The organism is Photobacterium lucens, from assembly GCF_009873615.1.
GTDB lineage: Bacteria > Pseudomonadota > Gammaproteobacteria > Enterobacterales > Vibrionaceae > Photobacterium > Photobacterium lucens.
On record NZ_SSMG01000265.1, the window covers coordinates 1 to 11,226 of the forward strand.

Sequence of the window (11,226 nt, forward strand, 5' to 3'; positions counted from 1 at the left end):
AAAAAAAAGCTGCCAATTGGCAGCTTTTTATTTGGTTATTGATCCGCTTTTAATTCAAGGAAGTAGTTCTCGTAACGGACATTCATATCACCTACAGAGTCTTGCCACTCACCACGGTCAAGATCTTCTTGTGGTGGGAATAGTGTAGGGTTGTCTTTGTACTTCGCGTTTGATTTCTCAACAGCAGTTAGGTAACCCGTTTGCTCTGAAATTTGTGCAGCGATATCTGGACGTAGTAGGAAGTCAATCATCTTGTGTGCCGCTTCTACGTTTTTCGCTTTTTTAGTAATTGCTAGGCTATCAACCCAGAAGATACCGCCTTCTTTTGGCCAAATTAGCTTAATTGGTAAGCCTTCTTTTTGTGCCGCTGCTGCAGAGCCATTCCAAAGCATGCCTAGGCCCACTTCACCAGCAAGGTAAGGCGCAGCAGGGTTGTCGGAGTTAAATACCAATACGTTTGGCATTAGCTTCTCAAGCTCTGCTTTTGCTTCGTCAATTTCTTTCGGGTTAGTTGTGTTACCAGAGTAACCTAGCTTACGTAATGCGATATGGAATACTTCACGAGTATCATCCATCAGCATTAGCTGACCTTTCAGCTCAGGGTTCCATAGATCCGCCCAGCTATCGAAATCTTCTGGGTCGTACATGTCCGTATTAACAGCAAGACCTGTCATCGCGATTACGTGTGGAATTGAGTAATCGTTATTTGGATCAAATGGCTTGTCTAGGTAGTTCTTGTCTAGTTCAGTGAAGTTAGACAGCTTAGACTTATCAATTTTTTGTAACATGCCTTCGTCGCGCATTTTCGCAACAAAGTATGTTGATGGCACAACCAGATCATAACCTTCTGGGTGAGCACGAAGTTTTGCATACATGGTTTCATTCGACTCGTAAGTCGAGTAGATCACTTTAATACCTGTCTCTTTCGTGAATTGTTCACGAAGCTCTGTAGAGATATAAGGACCCCAGTTCATGAATACTAACTGTTTATCCTTTTCTTCCTCAGCAGCGAAAGCATTAATACTTGCTGTTGCAGAAAGTAGAGCTGTACCGATAACAAGAGATGACCATTTTTTCATTCGTGTGTCTTCGTAGTGAGGTGTATTAAAAAGTGGGCGAAATTTAGAGCAAGTTAACCTTTTTGGATACTAAAAAAGTGTGTCAAATTGTAACGATGGAGTTGTTATAATCAGGTGAATTTTAAGCAAAAAAAATGGCTAACTGTTTCCAGTTAGCCATTTTTGTATTTTGAATGCAGATGTTTACTTTACTTTGTCTCGTGCTAGTAATTGCGAACAAATAACAAGCACAAGAGAAACACACAGCATAATTGTTGCTAGGGCATTTACTTCTGGTGAAATGCCTACACGTACCATTGAGTAAATCTTCAATGGTAGGATTTCGTAAGTTGGACCCGTTACAAACGAGCTCACAATTACATCATCTAGCGATAGGGTGAAGCTTAGTAGCCAACCTGCAGCAACCGCTGGTTTTGCTAGCGGTAGGATGATCTGCTTTAAGATAACCCATTCACTTGCACCAAGGTCACGTGCTGCTTCTAGCATCTTCACATCAAAGCCTTTTAAGCGGCTGTACACTGTCACAACAACAAACGGTAGACAGAATGTGATGTGTGATAGGAGTAGCGTTAGGAAACCTAAGTTAGCACCCAATAGTAAGAACAGTGCCAGTAGCGAAATTGCCATTACGATGTCTGGTGACATCATAACGAGAAACAGCATACCAGATACAAACTTCTTACCTTTAAAGTTATAACGGAACAGGGCAACCGCCGTTAAACTACCAATTAAGGCAGCAGCCGTTGCTGAGAACACAGCGATAGTGATCGAGTGTCCTGCCGCTTGCATTAAACTGTCGTTGTTAACGAGTTGCTCATACCACTTAGTAGTAAAGCCTTCCCATTTCATACCAAACTTGCTGGCATTAAATGAGTTAACAATCAGAATAATGATTGGGGTATACAAAAACGCGTATACCACCGACATAAAACTAAATTTAAACAAGCGTCCCATTATTCAAGCTCCACTTTCTTGTTCAGCAACTTACCTGCACGGTAATAGGCGTATAGCATAATTGCCATTGCCAAGGTGAGGGCAATACTTGTTGCAGAACCAAATGGCCAATCGCGCGCGTTTAGAACCTGACTCTTAATTACGTTACCAATTAATAGGTTCTTCGCACCGCCAAGAAGGTCAGAAACGTAGAACATACCCAGAGCTGGTAACAGTACCAATAAACAGCCAGCGATAACGCCCGGCATGGTTAATGGGAAAATCACTTTAATAAAGGTTTGTATTTTATTAGCGCCTAAGTCACGTGCTGCTTCGATGTAGTTATTATCAAGTTTCTCGATAGCGGAGTAGAGTGGTAGCACCATAAATGGTAGCAAGATATACACTAAACCGATCATTACTGCGTACTCGGTGTACATGATTCGCAGTGGCTTATCGATAATATCTAGGTACATTAATGTGTTATTTAAAATACCACGAGTACCTAACATCAATTTTAGGCCGTAAGTACGAATTAGAGAGTTAGTCCAAAACGGTACGATAACCAAAAACAGCATAAATGGACGCCATTTCTCTGGCATTTTTGCAATGGCATAAGCAAAAGGGTAACCAATCAATAAACACAGAATGGTTGCTGTGATTGCCATGTAAAAAGAGTGCCAAAGTACTTTTGCGTACAATGGATCAAACAGTCTTGTGTAGTTATCTAACGTAAAGACCATTTTGATCAAATTAGCATCGTCACGCGTTAGGAAACTGGTTCCGATAATCATTAAGTTGGGTACAAATACAAAAAGCAGTAACCAACTTACGACTAGCGCGATAATGAAATTCTGTAAATTAAATTTCTTGCTCATCAGCGAGTACCACTTCCCAACTTTCAACCCAAGTAATGGCTACTTTTTGATCAAGAGAGTGGTCTACATCAGGATCGTCTTCGTTGAAGAACTCACTAACCATCACTGATTTACCAGACTCTAACTGCACAACAGAATCTAAAGTCATACCTTTGTAAGTACGCTCACGAACGTAACCGACAATGCCCGTTGTTTCGTCACCGTTGTGGATCTCTTCAATGCGGATATCTTCAGGTCGAAGTAGGACTTTAACCTTATCACCTACATTTACGTCTAATTCACAGTGAATCAAAGAGTGACGACCTTCAACATCTGCCATAATACGTTTAGCATCTAAACGCTCTTTAACAATGGCATCAAAGACGTTAATTTCACCGATAAAGCGAGCAACGAATAGATTAGTTGGTTCTTCGTAAATTTCACGAGGAGAGCCATCTTGTTCTACATGACCATCACGCATAACGATGATACGGTCAGACATAGATAACGCTTCTTCCTGATCGTGGGTCACGAAGATGAAAGTAATACCCAACTTACGTTGTAGTTGCTTCAACTCTAACTGCATTTGCTTACGTAGTTTGTAATCAAGTGCAGACAGTGATTCGTCAAGTAAAAGAACTTTTGGTTTGTTTACAACTGCACGAGCAATCGCAACACGTTGTTGCTGACCACCAGACAATTGATGAGGTTTACGAGGGGCAAACTTATCAAGTTGCACCATACGCAATGCTTCCATTACACGCGGTTCAATTTCACTCGCGGGAACTTTCTGCATGCGTAAACCAAACGCGACGTTCTCAAACACTGTCATATGTGGGAACAGTGCATAACTCTGAAACACCGTATTTACTAAACGTTGTTCAGCTGGAATGTCAGTAACATCTTTGCCGTCAATTGTAATCTGCCCATTATCAGCAGTTTCAAAGCCAGCAATTAGACGAAGTACTGTGGTTTTACCACAGCCTGATGGACCTAAGATGGTCAAGAACTCACCATCGTTTACGTTTAGGTCCAAACCTGAAATGATCTGCTTACCGTCAAAGCTTTTGCTAAGACCCTTCAGCTGAATGACAGGTTTCTGAGATGTTTTTTCAGCGTTCAATTCTACGTTATCTCCACCCTGGGATTGTTTTGTTAAATCCCAACATTTTGGCTTAAAAATAAAGGGCGCATGATAGACCTGTAGTCTTTCAATTTAAAGCGTTTTTTCACTGAATTTTATGAGAAAGTGTAATATTTCCCATCACAAACTTGTGAAACCCCTTATAGTACTTCACCCATTTTATATAAATGATTAATACTCTTTTACTCACATGCAGGTAATATAAAAATTCAAAAATACTTCCTCTCGGATAATAACCATTCTTACATCTTAGTATGATTAAAACCGATTTTATGAAAAAGACGATTTCTTTATCAGCTTTTTGAACAAATCAGCATGAAAAACACACAAATTAAACATCCCAAACGATTTTTTACGTTTGAAATGTTTTTGTCTTATCGCCAGTAACGTACAATGCCGCCATTACATCAAGAATTGATATGAGTATGAAAGAGCCAGTTAACCGTAGTTTCCACATTGGTGGGTCAATTGAAAAAGCATTAAAAGGCGAGGTTGATTTACAGCCTGTCACTGTTTTACATGAAGCGTGGAAAATAACCGCAAAAAATATCTTCAGTTTTTTACCTGCGGTAGTTTGCTTGTTTCTTGCTCAAGTGGCGCTGTTACTTTTAGGTTTAGAAGTACAACTTGGTAGCCCAAGTGTATTTTTTGATGCATTCTTAACAGGGCAGGGCTTTACAGCTGAGATCTTAAAAGCAGGCTTTATGGCTAACTTTTGGTCTGATGTATTAATTGCTCCTTTGTATGCTGGCGTGAGCCTTATGGCATTGAACCATGCTGTTGGTCTGCCAAGTAAAGCGAGCCAAATTGTAAAAGGCTTCTCTTTTACCCTTGTGTCTCTTATTACCATGTTATTGCTTTCATCCATTCAAGGTTTAGGTAGCAGCTTATTCCCGTTAGTGGGGCTGTTCTTAACAATGGCATTAAGCATGGCTATTCTATTAGTGTGTGAAAAGCGAGTATCACCACTTAAAGCAATTCAATATTCTTTCATGGCGACAATTCGTAAAGTGCTACCGATGACGGCAATTTACATTGTGATCATGTTGATGTTCTTCATCTCTATTGCGACGGCTGGTTTAGGTCTAATTTGGACATTACCTTTCTTCTTTAATGTAAAGGGTATTATCTACCGCAATATGTTTGGTGTAACACTGCAAGTGACATCAGTAAGTAAAAACGATAGTAATGATCAGCAGCCTCCGTCTGATAATCAACCGCCCGTTGATAAAGATGTGTTCAATGCGTAAATAATGATTTAAAAGCTCCTTTAACAGGAGCTTTTTTATTACCTTAAATATGGCTATCCATAAATCTAACGCACTATAACTTTATTGTTTGATTAATAAATAACACACGGTTACTAAAGGATCTCATGATAAGATAGCTTTAATGCTTTTATAGGAAATAAATAAAGATGTTAAAAAAAGGACTTTTTCTCGCAGTTAGTTGCTTATCGTTTTTAAGCAGTGCAAGTGTTCAAGCACAAGACGTTAACATGCGTTACAGCGCATTATATGGAAAGCTTAAGAATAATCTTAAAGAAGGGCATGACGACGTTAATATCCGCCTTTATCTTATCGATCAATCAGGGCAAATCTGTCACGTTCATAAAGCATCAATGCGTAAAGATGAACATTATGAAGAGCTAACGATTCCTGATGATTATGCGTTGTCTATTCCACTAGATTCTAATCTAAGACAAGCCAACCCTGATGTTACCTTTGTCATTGATGATGGTATTACCTGTGATGTTTCAATGCAGATCTTAGCTGAAAACTATCAGCCGAAAGTGTTAGAGCAAGCATATATTGAAGCGATTGTGCCTCAGATGAATACCATGATGGCTGATTTGGGTGGCATGTTTAGTCAATGGTTTATGCCAAAAGCTGAAGGGGTTGTTATTACATTAAAGGATCGTAGCTTTAATAAAGCCCTTACTTTAAAAACAGGTAAAACACTCAAGTTTAATTCTGGTGTTGCGCGTGTTCATCTTAATGACTTAGTAGAGAATGAATCTATCAATCTAAGTAAAGAGATAGAGAAAATTTCACCGTGGATCCCAACCAAATCATAAATTATCGATATATAACTTAAAACTGATACATCGCAAAGTTATTCACCTGCTTATCCGTCATAATTGACTCATATTTAAATTTTCGTAATTGAGTAATGTAAGGTTAATGATGGATAAGTTACTTGAGCGTTTTTTCCGATATGTACAAATCGATACTCAATCTAATGGTAGTGTTGCAGCATGTCCGAGTACGGCAGGGCAGTTTAACCTTGCAAACCAGCTAAAATCAGAAATGGAAGCGCTTGGTTTATCAGATATTAGCCTTGATGAACACTGCTACTTAATGGCTCGTCTTCCTGCCAATACATCTGCAGATATTCCAGCCATTGGCTTTATTGCTCACATGGATACTGCACCTGACGCATCAGGCTTAAATGTTAAACCGCAAATTGTAGAAAACTACCAAGGCGGTGATATTGCATTAGGCATTGGTGATGAAGTGTTATCACCGATTCAATACCCAGACCTGAATAAGTTACATGGTCACAATATCATTACGACTGATGGCACAACATTACTGGGTGCAGATAACAAAGCTGGCGTTGCTGAAATTATGACAGCGATTGCGTACCTTGTTGCTCATCCTGAAATTAAACACGGTGATATTTGTATTGGTTTCACGCCAGACGAAGAAATTGGTCGTGGTGCTGATTTGTTTGATGTGGAAAAATTCAATGCACAATGGGCGTACACCATTGATGGTGGTCCTGTTGGCGAATTAGAGTTTGAGAACTTTAATGCGACATCTGCCGATGTGATTTGCTACGGCACTAATGTTCACCCTGGTACTGCTAAAGGTAAGATGGTTAATGCCATGAATATCGCAGCTCAGTTCCAGTTAATGATGCCAAGTGATGAAACACCTGAAACAACGGAAGGTTATGAAGGTTTCTACCATTTAAAATCAATGAAACCATCGGTTGCCAAAACAGAGTTAGGTTACATCATTCGTGATTTTAGCCGTGAAGGTCAAGAGCAACGCAAAGCGTTCATGCAGCAAAAAGTGGATGAGTTAAATGCACAATTAGAAAAAGGGCGCGTTGAACTTGTTCTAACCGACTCTTATTTTAATATGCGTGAAATGGTAGAGCCTTACCCTCACATTATTGAACTGGCAAAAGATGCCATGATTGATTGTGATGTAAAACCTGAAATTAAGCCTATTCGTGGTGGTACAGATGGTGCTCGTCTATCTTTTAAAGGCTTACCATGCCCGAATATCTTCACAGGTGGCTATAACTTCCACGGTATTCATGAGTTTATTACGATTGAAGGGATGGAAAAAGCAGTAGAAGTGATTGTAAAATTGGTTGAGAAAACCGCTGAAAAATACAGTTAATTCACCCGAATTGAATGAAAAAAGCCCCTAACAGTTAGTACGTGTTAGGGGCTTTTTGTTATGCGTGATCAGAGCCTTTCAGCAACTCATTCAACTTCTTAAGGATAGTATGAACAGCATGGCCTTTAGTAACTTCACCACCTTGTTCAACTTCAATTTCATGTTTGCCGTATAAGCCAGTTTCGTCTTCAGCGATATGTAGCCAATCTGGGTGCCAATAGAATGATTGACCACCATCAGTGATCCAATTATGAACGCCACAGTTCTCGCCACGGTAATTTAGATCTTTAGCTTGGTACGCCATACTTTATCCCTTTGGTTTTATAGTTAATTATGTTCGTACAATATAGAAATTGCCGATGATAAACCGTGATCTAAGTATAATATTGATGCTGAATGTAACTACTTATTAATATAAATAATGGGATTAAATTCTCACGTTTCGTTCTCACTAAACGTATTTGTGATGGACTTTTGAATCTCGTAACAGCAGTCTTTTCAACCAAAATTATCACGATTAATCTAGCACCATTATTTATGTCTTATATTAATAAGGATAACGATGGACATCCTCGAACAAGTTCATAGTCAAAAAGTCTATTTTTGTACTGATGAAGCGTTAGCAAATGCCCAAGTACAATGTTTGGAAGTGCTGTATGACTTTAATCAAACTCGACCTTCCGAATATGATACACGCCAAGCTATCATGAAAGATTTGTTTGCTGCTGTGGGTGAGAATTGCTACATCGAACCACCACTACGTGCTAATTGGGGCAGGAATACTCACTTAGGTAACAATGTTTACGCTAATTTTAATCTTACTTTGGTTGATGATACTCATATCTACATCGGTGACAGTGTCATGATCGGACCTAATGTCACGATAGCGACAGCTGGTCATCCTATCGACCCAGATCTTCGTCGTGATGTAGCCCAATTTAATATTCCTGTAACGATTGGAAATAACGTATGGTTAGGTGCACATGTTGTGGTTTTACCGGGTGTAACCATAGGCGAAAATACGGTGATAGGTGCGGGTAGTATTGTTACCAAAGACATTCCTGCCAATGTGGTTGCAGTGGGTAATCCTTGTCGGGTATTAAGACCGATTACTGAACACGATAAAGAGTATTACTATAAGAATCGCCGTATTCATGAGTAATTATGGCTATGAATTTCACTATTCTTCCGAACTAACAGGTAAAATAGTGTGATAAATAACTCAGTGGTAAAGGTTATATGACCGCTTCAATCAAATTTATTGCAACAGACATGGATGGCACGCTGCTTTGTGAACAAAAGCAATTACCATCAGATTTTTATGATGTATTCAACCAACTACAGCAAAAGAATGTGTTATTTGCTGCGGCATCAGGGCGTCAGTATCAAAGCCTGGTGAATACATTTGCGCCAATTAAAGATGAAATGATCTTTATTGCTGAAAACGGCACATTGGTAATGTATCAAGGAAAGGAACTATACAGCTCAACCATTCCAACCAATGAAATTCACGATATTCTTAAGGTTGTTAAGCAAGTTGAAGGCTGTGACATTGTGTTATGTGGTAAGAATGCCGCCTATACTGAAGCCACCAGCGAACAAGCCTTAGATGAAATTCGCAAGTATTATCATAATCTAGAATTAGTTGATGATTTGCTGGCTGTTGATGATGAGTTTATTAAAGTCGCTGTTTTGAATTTCAATGGTACAGAAGAGCACGTTTACCCAGTGTTATCGCCATTCTTTGGTGATACCCATCAAGTAGTAGTTAGCGCGAAGATTTGGCTTGATTTAATGGATAAAAATGCATCCAAAGGCGCAGCAATAAAGCATCTTCAACAAGTGTTTAATTTCACGTATGAACAAAGCATGAGCTTTGGTGATTTCTTCAATGATATCGAAATGCTTCGTGAAACATACCATAGCTATGCCATGGCAAATGCCCATCCAGAAATCAAAAAGCTTGCACGTTTTGAAGCTCCAAGTAATAACGAGCAGGGTGTAATGACGGTAATCAAAGAGCGTGTATTAAAATAACTGTTGAGTATGCGTGGCGTTCGGCTCGATGCCGTTGTTTGAGTTGAGAATAATCCGTCATAACCATCAACAATGTATCTAGGGTAAAACCATATTGCCTGAGTGCGGATAAAATAAAATCTATTTTAATTCAGTATCCTATATCTATTACAATTCAATTGAGTCAAATTAAAACAAAACGCCTGAACCATAAGATCAGGCGTTTTTGTTTAGAGATGAACTAATGGTTATAAATAACGACTATTCAAATGCGCTTGGAAATATTTAGGATTTAACGTTTCACCTGTTGCTTGTTTCACTAATTCATCAGTTGAAAGCGTGCAGCCTTTAGACCAAACATTCGCTTCAAGCCATGCAAAAATTGGGGATAAATCACCTGATGTAATAGCTGCTTTTACATCTACAGTATGCTTCATCGCTGCCATAAATTGTGCGGCATACATTGCACCTAATGTGTATGAAGGGAAGTAACCAAAACTACCGTCAGTCCAGTGAATATCTTGCATACAGCCATCTTTGAAGTTGCCTTTGGTATCAATACCTAAGTAGGCTTGCATTTTTTCATCCCAAATCGCTGGAATGTCAGCAACTTCAATCTTGCCTTCAATAAGATCACGTTCAATTTCATAACGTAAAATAACATGGGCAGGGTACGTAATTTCATCAGCATCCACACGAATGTAACCCGGTTTAACTCGGGTATTAATCGCATTGATATTTTCTGCCGTTAAAGCTGCATCTGATTCACGACCAAACGTCTGTTGTGCCAATGGTGCTAGTTGTTGGGCGAAATCCACGTTACGTGATATCTGCATTTCAAAAAATAGCGATTGGCTTTCATGAATACCCATTGAACGTGCTTGACCAACAGGAAGATCACGCCATTGTTTAGGTAGCCCTTGTTCATAACGTGCATGGCCTGTTTCGTGGATCACACCCATTAGTGCTGAAGTAAAATCCGCTTCATCATAACGAGTAGTAATACGTACATCTGTCGGTACACCACCACAGAATGGGTGAGTACTGATATCTAATCGACCATGATCAAAGTCGAAGTTAAGTAACTGCATCACATTAAGGCTTAATGCTTTTTGCTGCTCAATGGGGAAAGTGCCTACTAATGGCTCAAAACTTTCTGTTTGTTGTTTATTTTGAACATCTCGGATTAACTGAGGTAGCCACGTTTTTACATCAGCAAAGATACGATCTAATACTTCTGTTGTCATACCCGGTTCGTAAAGATCAAGTAGGGCATCATAAAGGCTAAGCCCTGTTGCTTTGGCACGAATAGCAGCTTCTTTACGGGCTAATTCAACAACAGGCTCAAGGTTCTTTTTAAATCCTTCCCAATCATTTGCAGGTCGTTGAGAACGCCAAGCATGTTCACATAGCGAGCCTAGTAATGATTTTTGCTCCACCAGCTCTGCCGGCAAAATGTTATGCATCATCCATTGGCGTTTTAAAGCAGCAAGGCTAACACGTTGTTCATCAGTTAGGTTTTCTTTCTCTGCACTTGCAAACCATTCTTCTAGATAAGGTGCGGTAGAAAGCTCATGAGAAATAACAGCTAACTCTGCCATGGCTTCTGAACGTGCTTCTGCACCGCCACTTGGCATCATAGCAGCTTGATCCCAACCACAAATGGCACTTAAGTGATCTAAGCGAGATAACTTACGAGCATGCTGTTCTAGTTTTTTGTAATAGCTCATTATTTGTCCTGATATTTCAAATGAAAAAATAAATTTACCTCATGTACTTAC

11 protein-coding genes are annotated in these 11,226 nt (G+C 39.4%); 5 read left to right on the forward strand and 6 right to left on the reverse strand.

The annotated features are described in order from the left end of the window. Nucleotides 1–35: 35 nt before the first annotated feature. From E5A76_RS11245 to potA, 4 genes are all read right to left on the reverse strand, one after another. Nucleotides 36–1,079 (reverse strand): extracellular solute-binding protein, encoded by a 1,044-nt coding sequence (locus E5A76_RS11245; RefSeq protein WP_107166989.1) that lies wholly within the window; start codon nt 1,077–1,079, stop codon nt 36–38. 183 nt (nt 1,080–1,262) lie between these two features. Beyond that, entirely contained in the window at nt 1,263–2,033 is a 771-nt protein-coding gene (gene potC / locus E5A76_RS11250; RefSeq protein ID WP_008987029.1) for a spermidine/putrescine ABC transporter permease PotC, read from the reverse strand. Then, complete coding sequence (potB, locus tag E5A76_RS11255; RefSeq protein ID WP_161118993.1) at nt 2,033–2,890, reverse strand: spermidine/putrescine ABC transporter permease PotB; 858 nt, start codon at nt 2,888–2,890, stop codon at nt 2,033–2,035. Before potB ends, potC begins: the two co-directional genes overlap by 1 nt. Then, nucleotides 2,874–3,992, reverse strand: coding sequence for a spermidine/putrescine ABC transporter ATP-binding protein PotA (gene potA / locus E5A76_RS11260; protein WP_053989751.1), 1,119 nt, complete (start codon nt 3,990–3,992; stop codon nt 2,874–2,876). Before potA ends, potB begins: the two co-directional genes overlap by 17 nt. Before the next feature lie 440 nt (nt 3,993–4,432). Here potA and E5A76_RS11265 point away from each other — a divergent pair, with 440 nt between their 5' ends. From E5A76_RS11265 to pepT, 3 genes are all read left to right on the forward strand, one after another. After that, complete coding sequence (locus E5A76_RS11265) at nt 4,433–5,263, forward strand: hypothetical protein (protein ID WP_392397325.1); 831 nt, start codon at nt 4,433–4,435, stop codon at nt 5,261–5,263. A 167-nt stretch (nt 5,264–5,430) separates the two neighbouring features. Then, complete coding sequence (locus tag E5A76_RS11270) at nt 5,431–6,090, forward strand: DUF2987 domain-containing protein (protein WP_161118994.1); 660 nt, start codon at nt 5,431–5,433, stop codon at nt 6,088–6,090. A 109-nt stretch (nt 6,091–6,199) separates the two neighbouring features. Continuing rightward, entirely contained in the window at nt 6,200–7,429 is a 1,230-nt protein-coding gene (gene pepT, locus E5A76_RS11275; RefSeq protein WP_161118995.1) for a peptidase T, read from the forward strand. Nucleotides 7,430–7,487: 58 nt separating this feature from the next. Here the strand turns inward: pepT and E5A76_RS11280 are convergent, their stop codons facing one another. Beyond that, nucleotides 7,488–7,733, reverse strand: a complete 246-nt coding sequence (locus E5A76_RS11280) for a hypothetical protein (RefSeq protein WP_008987035.1) — start codon at nt 7,731–7,733, stop codon at nt 7,488–7,490. A 258-nt stretch (nt 7,734–7,991) separates the two neighbouring features. Between E5A76_RS11280 and E5A76_RS11285 the strand changes: the two genes are divergently transcribed. Together E5A76_RS11285 and E5A76_RS11290 are read left to right on the forward strand one after the other, a co-directional pair. Beyond that, nucleotides 7,992–8,591, forward strand: a complete 600-nt coding sequence (locus tag E5A76_RS11285; protein WP_161118996.1) for a sugar O-acetyltransferase — start codon at nt 7,992–7,994, stop codon at nt 8,589–8,591. Between the two features lie 77 nt (nt 8,592–8,668). Next, on the forward strand, nt 8,669–9,466 hold the full coding sequence (locus E5A76_RS11290) for a Cof-type HAD-IIB family hydrolase (RefSeq protein ID WP_161118997.1): 798 nt from the start codon (nt 8,669–8,671) through the stop codon (nt 9,464–9,466). Nucleotides 9,467–9,693: 227 nt separating this feature from the next. On the opposite strand, the gene E5A76_RS11295 is transcribed toward E5A76_RS11290, so the two are convergent. Further along, complete coding sequence (locus E5A76_RS11295; RefSeq protein WP_161118998.1) at nt 9,694–11,175, reverse strand: carboxypeptidase M32; 1,482 nt, start codon at nt 11,173–11,175, stop codon at nt 9,694–9,696. Nucleotides 11,176–11,226 lie beyond the last annotated feature (51 nt).

Coding starts and splice junctions, on each gene's coding strand:
- E5A76_RS11245 (WP_107166989.1), bottom strand. CDS start 1,079: ATGAAAAAATGGTCATCTCTTGTTATCGGTACAGCTCTACTTTCTGCA.
- potC (WP_008987029.1), bottom strand. CDS start 2,033: ATGGGACGCTTGTTTAAATTTAGTTTTATGTCGGTGGTATACGCGTTT.
- potB (WP_161118993.1), bottom strand. CDS start 2,890: ATGAGCAAGAAATTTAATTTACAGAATTTCATTATCGCGCTAGTCGTA.
- E5A76_RS11265 (WP_392397325.1), top strand. CDS start 4,433: ATGAGTATGAAAGAGCCAGTTAACCGTAGTTTCCACATTGGTGGGTCA.
- E5A76_RS11270 (WP_161118994.1), top strand. CDS start 5,431: ATGTTAAAAAAAGGACTTTTTCTCGCAGTTAGTTGCTTATCGTTTTTA.
- pepT (WP_161118995.1), top strand. CDS start 6,200: ATGGATAAGTTACTTGAGCGTTTTTTCCGATATGTACAAATCGATACT.
- E5A76_RS11280 (WP_008987035.1), bottom strand. CDS start 7,733: ATGGCGTACCAAGCTAAAGATCTAAATTACCGTGGCGAGAACTGTGGC.
- E5A76_RS11285 (WP_161118996.1), top strand. CDS start 7,992: ATGGACATCCTCGAACAAGTTCATAGTCAAAAAGTCTATTTTTGTACT.
- E5A76_RS11290 (WP_161118997.1), top strand. CDS start 8,669: ATGACCGCTTCAATCAAATTTATTGCAACAGACATGGATGGCACGCTG.
- E5A76_RS11295 (WP_161118998.1), bottom strand. CDS start 11,175: ATGAGCTATTACAAAAAACTAGAACAGCATGCTCGTAAGTTATCTCGC.